Raw genomic sequence first — 13511 nt, forward strand, 5'->3', positions numbered from 1 at the left:
TCCGGACATACGGACGAATGATTGACACCCGCTCCCCCGGCCGGAACCCTGGACCGCATGACCTCCTCCGCAGTGGCCCCGGCCCGTATCCGTATCGGTTCGGCACCCGACTCGTGGGGGGTGTGGTTCCCCGACGATCCGCTCCAAGTGCCCTGGCAGCGCTTCCTCGACGAGGTCTCGGCGGCGGGTTACGAGTGGATCGAGCTGGGCCCGTACGGCTACCTCCCGACCGACCCGGTCCGCCTCGCCGACGAGACCCGACGCCGGGGGCTCTCGGTCTCGGCCGGGACCGTCTTCACCGGATTGCACCACGGGCCGGGCGTCTGGGACCGGACCTGGGCGCATGTCGCCGAGATCGCGGCACTCACCCGGGCGATGGGCGCCGGGCATCTGGTGGTCATCCCCTCGTTCTGGCGCGACGACCGGACGGGCGAGGTCCTGGAGGACCGCGGTCTCACCGCGGAGCAGTGGCGCGATCTCACCACCCAGACGGAGCGGCTGGGCCGCGAGGTGCTGGACCGCTTCGGGCTGCGCATCGTCGTCCACCCGCACGCCGACACCCACATCGACACCGAGGAGAACGTCGCCCGCTTCCTCGACGCCACCGATCCGGACCTCGTCTCGCTCTGCCTCGACACCGGGCACTACGCCTACTGCGGCGGCGACAGCGTCAAGCTGATCGAGACCTACGGCGAACGGATCGGCTATCTGCACCTCAAGCAGGTCGACCCGGAGATCCTGGCCCGGGTGGTGGCGGACGAGGTGCCGTTCGGCCCGGCCGTGGCGCGCGGCGTGATGTGCGAACCGCCGGGCGGGGTGCCCGCGTTGGAGCCCGTGCTGGCCGCCGCCCGCGGGCTGGATGTCGACCTGTTCGCCATCGTCGAGCAGGACATGTACCCGTGCCCGCCCGACAGGCCGTTCCCGATCGCCCGCCGCACCCGGGACTTCCTCCGCTCCTGCGGAGGTCCGGGGCAGGGGCCTTCCTCCGAAGGGCCGGGGCGGGGGCCGGACATGCCGAGCGGTCCGGGGACGTGACGTAGCGGCGGTGTGCGGTGTTGTCCTCGGTGAGGGGCCGGGGCGCGGCCCCGGTCGCGCCCCGCCGCCGTACGCCACACCACCGCACAAGGAGCAGCCCACCATGATCCGAAAGATGCCGCCGTCCCGCAGGACGGCCGCGGCCCCGGCACTGACCGCGGCCGCCCTGGCCACGGTCGCCCTGGTCGCCGCCCTCGCCCCGGCGCCGGGAGCCTCGGCCGACGGCACGGGCAACCCGGCACCGCCGCCCGGCTCCAGCCCGGTCTGCGCCTTCTACGACGGCGATCGGCCGACCGCCTTCGGCGAGCAGGGGGAGCGGGTCTCCCAGGCGCAGTGCCTGCTGGCCAACCGCCACTATCTGCGGTGGTCCGCGGTCGACGGGACGTTCGGGGCCGAGACGCTCGTCGCCGTGCAGCGCTTCCAGGCGGACCATCCGCCGCTGGTGCCGGACGGGCGGGTCGACGGGGCGACCTGGTCGGCGCTCTGGCACGCGGGACCGAACCGCGTGGCCCCACTGCCCTTCCCGTAACGCGCCCGCTCGCCCCGGCCCCGTACGGGGCGAGCACCCCGTACGGGGCACCTCTCGCCCGAATGCCGCACCACGCCACACCCCATAGAATTCGGACAAATTAGGAGATATGTACGATACGTAGAGGGAGCCCGCGTGAACTGGCACAGCGATCCCGGCAGCCCGCCACCCGCCGCCCCGCCCGCCCGGCAGCCACCGCCCGCTTCACCGGATCCCAGTCCCCGCCGGCACCGCCGCAGCCGCGTCCGGGCCTCTGGAAGCGGTGCCTGTGGGGCGGCATCGCCCTCTGGCTGCTGACCGCGGTCGTCACGTACACCACCCGGAACACCACCCTGCTGCCGATCCTCATCCTGCTCGGCAGCTTCCTGGTCCCGGCCGTCTTCGTGCTGTGGGCGTACGAGCGGCACGGCCGCGATCTCGGCGCGAGCCTCATCCCCGGCTGCTTCCTGACGGGCGGGATCCTGGGTGTGCTCGGCGCCTCCGCCATGGAGTCCTATCTGCTGCACCCGTCCCTCTGGGTGTTCCTGGGCGTCGGCCTGATCGAGGAGGCCGTGAAGCTCCTGGCGCTGATGTTCGTGCTCCGCCGCCACCCCGGCATCCACGGCATGCGGGCCGGGCTGGTGCTCGGCGCGACGGTCGGATTCGGGTTCGCCGCCTTCGAGAGCGCGGGCTACGCCTTCAACGCCGCCGTCACCATGAAGGGCATCGACCTGCGCGCACTGCTGGAGACCGAGGTGCTGCGCGGGGTGCTCGCACCGTTCGGGCACGGGCCCTGGACCGCGATCGCCGGTGGCGTACTGCTCTCGTTCCGGACGCCGAACGGGCGTTTCCGCCTCGCCGCGCCCGCGATCGGCACGTATCTCGGAGTCGCCGTGCTGCACTCGCTCTGGGACTCGATGCACGGCATCGCGATCTGGCTGGTGGCCAGGGTCACCGACACGGGCCTGAGCCGTGCGCTGTTCGCGCAGGGATACACCCCGGCCCCCACCGACGAGCAGCGGCACCTGTTCACCGTCTTCTCGATCGGCGGCATGGTCGTGATCACGCTCGTGGCGCTGGCCTGGCTGCGGTCACTGGCGCGCGGCACACGGGGCGCCGGCGCGGACGGACGGCCGGACGCTCGCATTCATACCCCCTAGGGGTATAGTGTGAAGTGTGTCGGGCGCACCGGGCTCCCGGGTTCCCGACGCACCAGCTTTCGCACTCGTCACCACCCTTTGTGCTCGTCGAAGAGGAGAACACCATGACCGCCGAGACCCAGCTCCCCCAGGCCACCGGCTCCTGCTGCTCGCCCAGCGGCTCCTGCCACGACGGAGCGGACACCGGCGCCCAGGAGGGCGGGGTGACCACCGTCTACCAGGTGTCCGGCATGACCTGTGGACACTGCGAGGGCGCCATCTCCGAGGAGGTCTCCGGCATCGAGGGTGTCACCTCGGTGAAGGCCGTGGCCTCCACCGGCCAGGTGACCGTCGTCTCCGCGGCCCTGCTGTCCGACGACGCCGTGCGCGCCGCCGTCGACGAGGCGGGCTACGAACTCGTCGGCCGCGCCTGAACACTGCCGGCGACACCCGATGCACCGGGCGCGCCCGCGTCCCCCCTTTGCCGCCGGGCCGGACCTGCCAGCAGATACTGGTGGAGTACGGCCCGGTCGGCATTTCAGGAGTTCGGACATGCACAGCACAGCAGAGGCCGAGGCCCGGACGGCGGAGGACTCGACCGCCGAGCTCACGATCGGCGGGATGACCTGCGCCTCCTGTGCGGCCCGCGTCGAGAAGAAGCTCAACCGGATGGACGGCGTCACCGCCACCGTCAATTACGCGACCGAGAAGGCTAGGGTCGCCTTCGGTCCGGGGACCGGCCTCGCGGATCTGATCGCCACGGTCGAGAAGACCGGCTACACCGCGCAGCCGGCACGCCGTCCCGAACCGCCCGCGCCCACCCCACCACCACCGCCGGCGACCGCGACGGCCGGAGCCCACGCCGACGACCGGGCCGCGCACAAGACCGATGCCGACGCCGGCGATGACACAGGCACCGGCACCGGCACCGGCGCTTCCGTACAGCAGGACGCCGACCCGGCTCTCGTCCCACTGCGGCAGCGGCTGATCGTCTCGGCCGTCCTCGCCGCCCCCGTCGTCCTGCTCGCGATGGTCCCGGCCCTCCAGTTCGACAACTGGCAGTGGCTCTCGCTCGCCCTCGCCGCTCCCGTCGTCGGCTGGGGCGGACTGCCCTTCCACCGCGCGACCTGGACCAACCTCCGGCACGGCGCGGCCACCATGGACACCCTGGTCTCGATCGGCACCCTCGCCGCCTTCGGCTGGTCCCTGTGGGCGCTCTTCCTCGGCGACGCGGGCATGACGGGGATGCGGCACGGCTTCGACTTCACCGTCTCGCGCGACGGTGCCTCCTCGACCATCTATCTGGAGGTCGCGGCCGGGGTCGTCACCTTCATCCTGCTGGGCCGCTATCTGGAGGCGAGGTCCAAGCGGAAGGCCGGTTCCGCCCTGCGTGCGCTGATGCACCTGGGCGCCAGGGACGTCTGCGTACTCCGGGACGGTACGGAGGTACGCATCCCCGTCGCCCGGCTCTCCGTCGGCGACCGCTTCGTGGTCCGCCCCGGCGAGAAGATCGCCACCGACGGCACCGTCGTCGAGGGCGCCTCGGCCGTGGACGCCTCGATGCTGACCGGGGAGTCCGTGCCCGTGGAGGCCGGCGTCGGCGACTCCGTCACCGGGGCCACCGTCAACACCTCCGGCCGGCTCGTCGTCGAGGCCACCCGGATCGGCGCCGACACCCAGCTCGCCAGGATGGCGAAGCTCGTCGAGGACGCGCAGAACGGCAAGGCCGAGGTGCAGCGCCTCGCGGACCGGATCTCCGCCGTCTTCGTACCCGTGGTGCTGCTGATCGCGCTCGTCACCCTCGTCGCGTGGCTGCTCGTCACGGACGACGCGACCGCCGCGTTCACCGCGGCCGTGGCCGTACTGATCATCGCCTGCCCCTGCGCCCTGGGCCTCGCCACCCCCACCGCCCTCATGGTCGGCACCGGACGCGGCGCCCAGCTCGGCATCCTGATCAAGGGCCCGGAGGTCCTGGAGACCACCCGCCGCGTCGACACGATCGTCCTCGACAAGACCGGCACCGTCACCACCGGCCGGATGACCCTCCTCGACGTCCACACCGCCGAAGGCACCGACGAAACCGACGTACTGCGGCTCGCGGGCGCACTGGAACACTCCTCCGAGCACCCCATCGCCCGGGCCGTCGCCGCCGGAGCCACCGAACGCACCGGCGCACCCCTGCCCACCCCCGAGGACTTCGCCAACATCGCCGGCCTCGGCGTCCAGGGCACCGTCGAGGGCCACGCCATCCTCGTCGGCCGTCCGCAACTGCTCGCCGACGCGGGTGTCGACGTCCCCGAGGCCCTGTCCGGTGCCGTCGCGGGCGCGGCGGCCGAGGGCCGTACCGCGGTCATGGTCGCCTGGGACGGGAAGGCGCGCGGCGTCCTCGCGGTGGCCGACAGGATCAAGGACTCCAGTGCGGAGGCCGTCGCCGAGTTCCGCGCGCTCGGGCTCCATCCCGTTCTGCTGACCGGTGACAACCGTGCCGTGGCCGAGGCCGTGGCCCGTGCCGTGGGGATCGACGAGGTCCACGCCGAGGTGCTCCCCGAGGAAAAGGTGCACGTCATCGAGGGACTGCGGGCCCGGGGGCGCTCCGTCGCCATGGTCGGGGACGGGGTCAACGACGCGGCCGCCCTCGCCACCGCAGACCTCGGACTGGCGATGGGGACCGGCACGGACGCCGCGATCGAGGCGAGCGATCTCACACTGGTTCGTGGAGATCTCAAGGTGGCCGTGGACGCGATCCGGCTCTCCAGGCGCACTCTGACCACGATCAAAGGCAACCTTTTCTGGGCATTCGGCTATAACACAGCCGCCCTGCCCCTTGCGGCATTTGGCCTGCTCAACCCTATGATTGCGGGAGCGGCGATGGCGTTCTCATCGGTCTTCGTCGTGACGAACAGCCTCCGGTTGCGCGCCTTCACGTAATTTCCACAAAGAGATCCAGATCACATGGATTTCGGGGTAACCATCCGGCGGGTTCGTGAGTCTAAGAGTGCGATGCCAAGGATGTCTTGGGGGACGTCCGTCGGAGCGTCTTGGGGGACGCTGCGGGGCAAGCGTTGGCCGGGGCACGTGCACCGGGGAGCTTTGAGCGGCCCTCCCGTGCGTACGTACCCCGGCAGACCGCACCGGAAGGACAACTGAAGAGCGCAGCAAACGCAGTGCGCAGTGGTTGAGGAACGCAGGAGCTTCGGCTCCCTCAGACGCCCGGCCGGATCCCGTGGGGGGAATCCGCTCCGGGACATGGGAAGCGCCTCGCTGTCGGCCCGTGGGGGGATCGATGGCGGGGCGCTTCTTTCTTCCGCTCGGCGGTGAACGGACCGCCGGGCACGCAAATCGCCCCGGACACCGCGCTCTGTGCGAAAGCGCGGTACGCGGGGCGAAGTCGACCGGCCTCGGTGGCCGGGGGGTGTTACGAGGTTCAGCGAGCCTCGACCGGGACGAAGTCGCGCAGGACCTCGCCGGTGTAGATCTGGCGCGGGCGGCCGATGCGGGAACCCGGCTCCTTGATCATCTCGTGCCACTGGGCGATCCAGCCCGGAAGCCGGCCGATCGCGAAGAGCACGGTGAACATCTCGCTCGGGAAGCCCATGGCCCGGTAGATCAGACCGGTGTAGAAGTCCACGTTGGGGTAAAGGTTGCGCGAGACGAAGTACTCGTCGTTGAGCGCGTGCTCCTCCAGCTTGAGCGCGATGTCGAGCAGCTCGTCGGACTTGCCGAGCGAGGACAGCACGTCGTGGGCCGCGGCCTTAATAATCTTGGCGCGCGGGTCGAAGGACTTGTACACCCGGTGGCCGAAGCCCATCAGGCGGACGCCGTCCTCCTTGTTCTTCACCTTCTGGATGAAGGAGTCGACGTCGCCGCCGTTGGCCTGGATGCCCTCAAGCATCTCCAGCACCGACTGGTTGGCGCCGCCGTGCAGGGGGCCCCACAGCGCCGAGATGCCGGCGGAGATCGAGGCGAACATGTTCGCCTGCGAGGAGCCGACCAGGCGCACGGTGGAGGTCGAACAGTTCTGCTCGTGGTCCGCGTGCAGGATGAGCAGCTTCTCCAGCGCCGAGACGACGACCGGGTCCGGCACGTACTCCTGGGCCGGGACCGAGAAGGTCATCCGCAGGAAGTTCTCGACGTAGCCGAGGTCGTTGCGCGGGTAGACGAAGGGGTGACCGATCGACTTCTTGTACGCGTACGCCGCGATCGTCGGCAGCTTGGCCAGCAGCCGGATCGTCGAGAGGTGGCGCTGCTCCTCGTCGAACGGGTTGTGGCTGTCCTGGTAGAACGTGGACAGCGCGCTGACGACCGAGGACAGCATGGCCATCGGGTGGGCGTCGCGCGGGAAGCCGTCGAAGAAACGCTTGACGTCTTCGTGCAGCAGCGTGTGCTGGGTGATCTCGTTCTTGAAGGCCGACAGCTCGTCGACCTTGGGAAGCTCGCCGTTGATGAGCGTGTACGCGACCTCCAGGAACGTCGAGCGCTCGGCGAGCTGCTCGATGGGGTAGCCGCGGTAGCGGAGGATGCCCTGCTCACCGTCGAGGTAGGTGATGGCGGATTTATAGGCTGCGGTGTTGCCGTATCCGCTGTCCAGTGTCACCAGACCGGTATTGGCCCGGAGCTTCCCGATGTCGAAGCCCTTGTCGCCGACGGTGCTGTCGATCACCGGGTAGGTGTACTCGCCGTCGCCGTACCGCAGTACTACAGAGTTGTCGCTCACGTCATCCCTCACCGACGTAGTGCCTCTTCTTCGAGGTTCCCTGACTGTCTCCACCCTCCCCCATTTGGCTCAGGAGAGTGCACTCGGGGTCGTCCATTGGACCTACTCGCGGCACTGAGTGCCGCGAACTTACTCATCCTGCCCCCTCGGTTCCGGTTCCGGAAGGGCTGCGTGATGTTTCCCACCGATTTGATCGATCATTTTTTCCGCCGATCCTCCGCCCGAGCCCCCCGACAGCCGGTAATCCAGCGCCGTACAGCGCCTGCCTGCGGAAACCGTGCGGACTGCCTGGCCGATCGCCTGCCGTGAGCCGACCAGCACGACGAGCTTCTTGGCCCTGGTCACGGCGGTGTACAGCAGGTTCCGCTGGAGCATCATCCAGGCGCTCTTCGTCACGGGGATGACGACGGCCGGGTACTCACTGCCCTGGGAACGGTGGATCGTCATGGCGTACGCGTGGGCCAGCTCGTCGAGCTCGTCGAAGTCGTAGCCGATCTCCTCGTCCTCGTCGGTGAGCACCGTCAGGGTCTGTTCGTCCAGGTCAAGGGCGGTGACGACGCCGACCGTGCCGTTGAAGACGCCGTTCTCCCCCTTGTCGTAGTTGTTGCGGATCTGGGTGACCTTGTCGCCGACCCGGAAGACCCGGCCGCCGAACCGCTTCTCGGGGAGGTTCGGGCGGGCCGGGGTGATGGCCTGCTGGAGCAGTCCGTTGAGCGTGCCCGCGCCGGCCGGGCCGCGGTGCATCGGGGCGAGGACCTGTACGTCCCGGCGCGCGTCCAGCCCGAACTTGGCCGGAATGCGGCGGGCGGCCACATCCACCGCGAGCACTCCGGCGTCCTCCGTCTCGTCCTCGACGAAGAGGAAGAAGTCCTTGAGGCCCTGAGTGAGCGGCGGCACACCGGAGTTGATCCGGTGGGCGTTGGTGACGACGCCGGACTGCTGGGCCTGGCGGAAGATGGTGGTGAGCCGGACCGCGGGAACGGGGCTGCCGTCGGCGAGCAGATCGCGCAGCACCTCCCCCGCGCCGACCGAGGGCAGCTGGTCGACGTCCCCGACGAGCAGCAGATGGGCACCGGGTGCCACGGCCTTCAGCAACTTGTTGGCCAGCAGCAGATCGAGCATCGACGCCTCGTCGACGACGACCAGATCGGCGTCCAGCGGACGGTCCCGGTCGTACGCGGCGTCGCCGCCCGGCTTCAGTTCGAGCAGCCGGTGGACGGTGGAGGCCTCGGCGCCGGTCAGCTCGGACAGCCGCTTGGCCGCCCGCCCGGTCGGCGCGGCCAGCACCACCTTGGCCTTCTTGGCCCGCGCCAGCTCCACGATCGACCGGACGGTGAACGACTTCCCGCAGCCGGGCCCGCCGGTCAGCACGGCGACCTTCCGGCTGAGCGCGAGCCGGACCGCCGCCTTCTGCTCAGGCGCCAGCTGCGCCCCCGTACGCGTGCCGAGCCAGGCCAGCGCCTTGTCCCAGTCCACGTCCGCGAAGGCCGGCATCCGCTCCTCGGGCGTCCGCAGCAGCCGCTGCACCTGGGCGGCGAGGGCGATCTCGGCGCGGTGGAAGGGCACCAGGTAGACGGCGGTGACGAACTCGCCGCCCTCGGGCGACGGCACCTTCTCCCGTACGACGCCCTCCGGGTCCTCGGCGAGTTCGGCGAGGCAGTCGATGACCAGGCCCGTGTCGACTTGGAGCAGCTTCACCCCGTCCGCGATCAGCCGCTCCTCGGGGAGGAAGCAGTGCCCCTGGTCGGTGGACTGCGACAGCGCGTACTGGAGCCCGGCCTTGACCCGTTCCGGACTGTCGTGCGGGATGCCGACGGCCTGGGCGATCTTGTCGGCGGTGAGGAAGCCGATGCCCCAGACGTCGGCGGCCAGCCGGTAGGGCTGGTTCTTCACGACGGAGATCGAGGCGTCCTCGTACTTCTTGTAGATGCGGACGGCGATGGAGGTGGAGACGCCGACGCCCTGGAGGAAGACCATCACCTCCTTGATCGCCTTCTGCTCCTCCCAGGCGGCCGCGATCATCTTGGTGCGCTTGGGGCCGAGGCCGGGGACCTCGACGAGCCGCTTCGGTTCGTTCTCGATGATGTCGAGGGTGTCGACGCCGAAGTGGGTGGTGATCCGGTCGGCCATCACCGGGCCGATGCCCTTGATCAGCCCGGAGCCGAGGTAGCGGCGGATGCCCTGGATGGTGGCGGGCAGGATCGTCGTGTAGTTCTCGACGGTGAACTGCTTGCCGTACTGCGAGTGCGAGCCCCAGCGCCCTTCCATCCGCAGCGACTCACCGGGCTGCGCACCGAGCAGCGAACCGACCACGGTCAGCAGATCATTGGCACCGCGACCGGTGTCGACGCGCGCGACCGTGTATCCGTTCTCCTCGTTGGCGTACGTGATGCGCTCCAGCACACCTTCGAGGACGGCCATGTTGGGCGTGGAGGAGGTCGTGGAGGACGTGGTGGCCATGCCCGTGACGGTACCGGGCGGTGCTGACATCGCGGGGCCGTACCCGAAGGGGCGACAGCCCTCACCGGGCCCGGGACACCCCGTAACACTTGGTGTTACCGTGACGACATGGCAACCGAGCGCTTTTCGATCAGCATGTCTGCCGAGGTCCGCGACCGGATCAGGGAGCACGCCGCAGACGCCGGACTCGATGTCTCCACGTTCCTCACGATCGCCGCACAGGCGCAGATGGACCAGCAGGACCGCGTCAGGAGGGTCTTCAAGTCGTTCGAGGAGGCACGCGCGGAGGCCGAGGATCAAGCGGGCACCGGCACCTGGGCGGGCGACGAGATCGAGCCGACCAAGGAGGAACGGGCGGAGGTCGAAGCGATCCTCGGCCGCCCCTCCCGCGGTGAGGCCGCCGCGTGAATGTCGTCGTCTACGACACGGGCATGCTGATGGCGCTGGTGAGCCAGGACCGGCGGGCACACACGCTGCACAAGGGCTTCGTCACAGCCGGCGGCCACCAGCCGATCGTTCCCGGCCCCGCCCTCTCGCAGGCCTGGCGAACGAGCCCGAAGACCGCCTATGCGTGGAAGCGCCTTCTCGCCGACATCGTCGTATATCCCGCAGCCAGGACCCGCCTCCCGGCGGACCAGGCAGCCCGCTGCCTTCCCTGCGCGGGGGGAATGACCATCGAAGACTGGAAAACGATCGGCGACATGATCGGCGCGGCCGCACTGCCCCCCAAGAAACGCCCCGACCCGGTGGATGCCCTGGCCGTCTTCGTCGCGGCCGCCCACGGCGGGGGCGCTGTGCTGACCTCCGACACCGACGACATCGAGGCATACGCCGCTACGCTGCCCGGAGCCGATGTCTCGGCCGTGGCCATGTGAACCGCGAGCCCACATGGTAGGGACCGAGGGCTCCGTCGTGCGGTGAACGCGCGGCCGTCCTTCAGTGGCGCGTTGCCCTTGGTCCCTGTCCGGATCTACTCGTCGAGCACGTGCGCCACGGCCAGAGCAACGCGGTCGATCCAGTTGATCGCATCCGTGACGTCGTGCTCGGTGATCGGTCGCCGCTGCTTCAGGTCTCCGTCCACCAGGTCCGCGTCGTGCGCGATCTTGTTGCGGCGAGTGGTGATGCTCATGAACTGCGCCTTCAACGTCTTGTCCGTGTATGCGGTACGGCCGCCCTGCCAGGTGTTGATCTGCGCGGCTGCGCCCTGCCAGATGTTCTTGTCGGTCACAAGCTTCAGCACATCGGAGATGACGCGTGGATTCTGAAGTGAGGCGTTGCCCCACCTGTCCTTGACGTGCTCGACAACGACCTCGGCCAGCGTGACGTCACCGCGCTGCACGGCCTCGACCCGGTGCAGCGGGATTTCGTAGTTGCGGAGCTGGAGCGGCATCTCCGGGCTGTCCTTGGCGGCCAGTTCGGCGACGCGGCGGAACAGCTCCTCGTGGAACCAGTGGTCGATCGCGGCCACGGCCTGCACCCAGGCGGCACGGTAGAAGTCGTCGACGTCGACCGCCCCCGGCTGGAAGGGGGCCAGACAGCGCCCGGCGTCCACCATCTTGCGGGCGTAGGCGATGTTCGTGGTGAAGGCCTCGAACTGGCTGGTGCTCGGCCTGGGAATGGCCATCCGTAAGCCCCCGCACTGTCACATGTTCGCTGCGCTGCGTGAACAGGTTGGGTGACAGTCCGGGGGCTCATCAAGCGGTTGGCCGACTCACCGGTTGTCGATGTCCGGTTCTCGAAGCTGCGGCCGGTTCCATTCCGGTTCGAGCCCTGTCGCATTCAGCCGCGAGCCCCTGCTCTCGGCGACGCGCTTGACCTCCAGCAACGACTCGCTCAGCCGACTGGCGAGGAAGTGGAGTTCCGCGCCGGTGACCTTTCGGTCAGCCAGAAGGCTGGCGGCGTGACCGAGCAGGTCGCCCGCCATACCGAGTTGGACGCTCTCGATACCGTCCGCCATCCGCGACACGTACCCGCTTCCGTCCCCGAGGACGTAGCACGGTTTGCCGTCCTGCCCCGCCCATGGCAGCAGTCTGATCACGTGGGCTTCGCGCTCCTTGCCCTTCACGCGGCTACCTCGACTCCGTGGAGGAACCGGGGCCCGACACCCACTCCGTGCACGGCAAGCCACAGCGTGCGCCGGCGAGCGCGCAGGCGCCGTTCCTCTGCGGCCACCCGGGCCGCCTCCTCGGCCAGTTGCCGCTCGTGCGCGACGAGGTACGGGCGGACGAGCGGGCTGTCCTCGCCGCGCGGGGGCCGCTCACCGGTGCGGTACGCGGTCGGCCCGCCTACGTAATCGCAGGAGTACGGGTACGAGTGGAGGTCCCTCTTCCTCTTCCGCCGGTGTCGGCACCACACCAGTGACTCAAGGAGTCGGGCGATAGCGCGCTTCATGTCAGCCTGCTCTCTCAGGGTGTCCATGCCCCCGGACCGTTCGCGTCGGTCGCGGTGGTCTTCCTCTCTCCATGGCGAGTTCGCCGCGTTCTGTAGCCAACCCATCACAGAGTGGGGTCGGAAGTGGCTACGCTTCCAGGGGTTGGGGGATGACAGCACGCTGGTCAGGTCCGGGAGTTGAGGCCGCATGGAGATGAGCCGAAAGCCGCGCACACCGCGCGAAAAGTACGGAGAAGAACTGAGGTTGCGGCGGATTACTGCCGGGCTGACTCAGGAGGCCCTGAGCGAGCAGGTGGTCTGCTCGCCCACGCTGATCAGCCATTGGGAGGCGGGGCGGCGCTTGCCGAAACCGGACGACGCTCAGCGCATCGATATCGCGCTGAACACTGACGGCTTCTTCGTCCGCTGGCTGGCCGACTTGGACTCGAAGTTCGCCCAGTACTTCGCAGCAGTAGCCGAGTTGGAGCGTGAGGCCACGGAAATTCGTCAGTACGGCGCGTCCCTCATCCCCGGCCTTCTGCAGACGGACGCATACGCTCGCGCAGTGTTCCAGGCATACCGTCCCAACTACTGTGCCGAGGAACTTGACGATTTCATTGTCAACCGCACGGAACGCGGCCGGTTGCTCACCCGGTCAGCAGCCCCGGTCACCTGGACGCTGCTCGACGAGGCCGCGCTCAGGCGCCGTATCGGCGGACCGCACGTCATGGCGGAGCAATTGCGAAAAGTCGTGGATATGGCGGAGTCCGGTCGCCTGCGTCTGCATGTGCTGCCTTTCGCGGCGGGGGCACACGCCCTCCTGGAGAGCATGCTCTACCTGCTGAAGTTCTCGGATGCCGCTCCACTCGCGTACGTCGAGGCTCTGCGTACTGGACGTCTGATGGATGATCCGGCGCTGGTGGAGGCCTGCCAGGGGTCCTACACTCTCGCCCTGAGCGAGGCCCTCTCGCAACGGAATTCGGTGGCCTTCGTCAGGGCTGTCGCAGAGGAGCACGAACATGCACAGCATCAACCACACCGTCGCTGATGCCGGGACGCTGACCGGTTGGTTCAAGTCCAGCTACAGCGGAGGCTCCAACGGCGAATGCCTCGAGGTGGCATACGGCTACGCATCCGTCCCCGTCCGCGACAGCAAGGATGCCGGCGGCCCGGCCGTCATCTTCTCCCGCGTCGGCTGGTCGTCGTTCGTCAGGGCGGTCAAGGACGGCGACCTCACCACCTGATCGCGCTCGATGCCCGACAGGGCGGGGCGCTCACTCCCGGC

The 13511-nt window shown here is 69.2% G+C and carries 14 protein-coding genes; 9 read left to right on the plus strand and 5 right to left on the minus strand.

Features of this window, described 5'->3' with window-relative positions; translation table 11 throughout:
* Nucleotides 1–57: 57 nt before the first annotated feature.
* The 5 genes from ABZ622_RS18670 to ABZ622_RS18690 all read left to right on the plus strand — a co-directional run bounded on the left by ABZ622_RS18670 (nucleotide 58) and on the right by ABZ622_RS18690 (nucleotide 5610).
* Nucleotides 58–1035: a sugar phosphate isomerase/epimerase gene (locus ABZ622_RS18670; RefSeq protein ID WP_360544390.1), complete on the plus strand. Its 978-nt coding sequence runs from the start codon at nucleotides 58–60 to the stop codon at nucleotides 1033–1035.
* A 103-nt stretch (nucleotides 1036–1138) separates the two neighbouring features.
* Nucleotides 1139–1564 (plus strand): peptidoglycan-binding protein, encoded by a 426-nt coding sequence (locus tag ABZ622_RS18675; protein WP_360544392.1) that lies wholly within the window; start codon nucleotides 1139–1141, stop codon nucleotides 1562–1564.
* 383 nt (nucleotides 1565–1947) lie between these two features.
* Nucleotides 1948–2703, plus strand: a complete 756-nt coding sequence (locus tag ABZ622_RS18680; protein ID WP_360544394.1) for a PrsW family intramembrane metalloprotease — start codon at nucleotides 1948–1950, stop codon at nucleotides 2701–2703.
* Nucleotides 2704–2807: 104 nt separating this feature from the next.
* A complete protein-coding gene (locus ABZ622_RS18685; protein WP_360544396.1) occupies nucleotides 2808–3116 on the plus strand; it encodes a heavy-metal-associated domain-containing protein in 309 nt (102 codons plus the stop codon).
* Between the two features lie 118 nt (nucleotides 3117–3234).
* On the plus strand, nucleotides 3235–5610 hold the full coding sequence (locus ABZ622_RS18690; RefSeq protein WP_360544398.1) for a heavy metal translocating P-type ATPase: 2376 nt from the start codon (nucleotides 3235–3237) through the stop codon (nucleotides 5608–5610).
* Between the two features lie 496 nt (nucleotides 5611–6106).
* On the opposite strand, the gene ABZ622_RS18695 is transcribed toward ABZ622_RS18690, so the two are convergent.
* Together ABZ622_RS18695 and ABZ622_RS18700 are read right to left on the minus strand one after the other, a co-directional pair.
* The gene (locus tag ABZ622_RS18695; RefSeq protein ID WP_360544400.1) at nucleotides 6107–7396 is read right to left on the minus strand and encodes a citrate synthase; all 1290 of its coding nucleotides are present in this window, start codon (nucleotides 7394–7396) and stop codon (nucleotides 6107–6109) included.
* 129 nt (nucleotides 7397–7525) lie between these two features.
* Nucleotides 7526–9856, minus strand: a complete 2331-nt coding sequence (locus ABZ622_RS18700) for an ATP-dependent RecD-like DNA helicase (protein ID WP_360544402.1) — start codon at nucleotides 9854–9856, stop codon at nucleotides 7526–7528.
* Nucleotides 9857–9964: 108 nt separating this feature from the next.
* Here ABZ622_RS18700 and ABZ622_RS18705 point away from each other — a divergent pair, with 108 nt between their 5' ends.
* Together ABZ622_RS18705 and ABZ622_RS18710 are read left to right on the plus strand one after the other, a co-directional pair.
* A complete protein-coding gene (locus ABZ622_RS18705; protein ID WP_360544404.1) occupies nucleotides 9965–10264 on the plus strand; it encodes a hypothetical protein in 300 nt (99 codons plus the stop codon).
* Complete coding sequence (locus tag ABZ622_RS18710) at nucleotides 10261–10731, plus strand: hypothetical protein (protein ID WP_360544406.1); 471 nt, start codon at nucleotides 10261–10263, stop codon at nucleotides 10729–10731. Before ABZ622_RS18705 ends, ABZ622_RS18710 begins: the two co-directional genes overlap by 4 nt.
* Nucleotides 10732–10826: 95 nt before the next feature.
* Here the strand turns inward: ABZ622_RS18710 and ABZ622_RS18715 are convergent, their stop codons facing one another.
* The 3 genes from ABZ622_RS18715 to ABZ622_RS18725 all read right to left on the minus strand — a co-directional run bounded on the left by ABZ622_RS18715 (nucleotide 10827) and on the right by ABZ622_RS18725 (nucleotide 12247).
* Complete coding sequence (locus tag ABZ622_RS18715) at nucleotides 10827–11480, minus strand: hypothetical protein (protein ID WP_360544408.1); 654 nt, start codon at nucleotides 11478–11480, stop codon at nucleotides 10827–10829.
* 87 nt (nucleotides 11481–11567) lie between these two features.
* Nucleotides 11568–11921 carry a hypothetical protein gene (locus ABZ622_RS18720; protein ID WP_360544410.1) on the minus strand — a complete coding sequence of 118 codons (354 nt, stop codon included), beginning with the start codon at nucleotides 11919–11921 and terminating at the stop codon, nucleotides 11568–11570.
* Nucleotides 11918–12247, minus strand: coding sequence for a hypothetical protein (locus ABZ622_RS18725; protein ID WP_360544412.1), 330 nt, complete (start codon nucleotides 12245–12247; stop codon nucleotides 11918–11920). Before ABZ622_RS18725 ends, ABZ622_RS18720 begins: the two co-directional genes overlap by 4 nt.
* 187 nt (nucleotides 12248–12434) lie before the next feature.
* On the opposite strand from ABZ622_RS18725, the gene ABZ622_RS18730 reads away from it, so the two are divergent.
* Together ABZ622_RS18730 and ABZ622_RS18735 are read left to right on the plus strand one after the other, a co-directional pair.
* Entirely contained in the window at nucleotides 12435–13274 is an 840-nt protein-coding gene (locus ABZ622_RS18730; RefSeq protein ID WP_360544414.1) for a helix-turn-helix transcriptional regulator, read from the plus strand.
* A complete protein-coding gene (locus tag ABZ622_RS18735) occupies nucleotides 13246–13470 on the plus strand; it encodes a DUF397 domain-containing protein (RefSeq protein WP_360544416.1) in 225 nt (74 codons plus the stop codon). The genes ABZ622_RS18730 and ABZ622_RS18735 overlap by 29 nt, the downstream gene beginning before the upstream one ends.
* The last annotated feature ends 41 nt before the right edge of the window (nucleotides 13471–13511 follow it).

This window comes from Streptomyces sp. NPDC007164 (assembly GCF_040634135.1).
Classification (GTDB): Bacteria; Actinomycetota; Actinomycetes; order Streptomycetales; family Streptomycetaceae; genus Streptomyces; species Streptomyces sanglieri.

Bases quoted from the DNA above. Each gene is read 5' to 3' on its own strand.
- ABZ622_RS18735 (WP_360544416.1), top strand. From the start codon at position 13,246: ATGCACAGCATCAACCACACCGTCGCTGATGCCGGGACGCTGACCGGT.
- ABZ622_RS18690 (WP_360544398.1), top strand. From the start codon at position 3,235: ATGCACAGCACAGCAGAGGCCGAGGCCCGGACGGCGGAGGACTCGACC.
- ABZ622_RS18670 (WP_360544390.1), top strand. From the start codon at position 58: ATGACCTCCTCCGCAGTGGCCCCGGCCCGTATCCGTATCGGTTCGGCA.
- ABZ622_RS18725 (WP_360544412.1), bottom strand. From the start codon at position 12,247: ATGAAGCGCGCTATCGCCCGACTCCTTGAGTCACTGGTGTGGTGCCGA.
- ABZ622_RS18685 (WP_360544396.1), top strand. From the start codon at position 2,808: ATGACCGCCGAGACCCAGCTCCCCCAGGCCACCGGCTCCTGCTGCTCG.
- ABZ622_RS18705 (WP_360544404.1), top strand. From the start codon at position 9,965: ATGGCAACCGAGCGCTTTTCGATCAGCATGTCTGCCGAGGTCCGCGAC.
- ABZ622_RS18675 (WP_360544392.1), top strand. From the start codon at position 1,139: ATGATCCGAAAGATGCCGCCGTCCCGCAGGACGGCCGCGGCCCCGGCA.
- ABZ622_RS18715 (WP_360544408.1), bottom strand. From the start codon at position 11,480: ATGGCCATTCCCAGGCCGAGCACCAGCCAGTTCGAGGCCTTCACCACG.
- ABZ622_RS18730 (WP_360544414.1), top strand. From the start codon at position 12,435: ATGGAGATGAGCCGAAAGCCGCGCACACCGCGCGAAAAGTACGGAGAA.
- ABZ622_RS18700 (WP_360544402.1), bottom strand. From the start codon at position 9,856: ATGGCCACCACGTCCTCCACGACCTCCTCCACGCCCAACATGGCCGTC.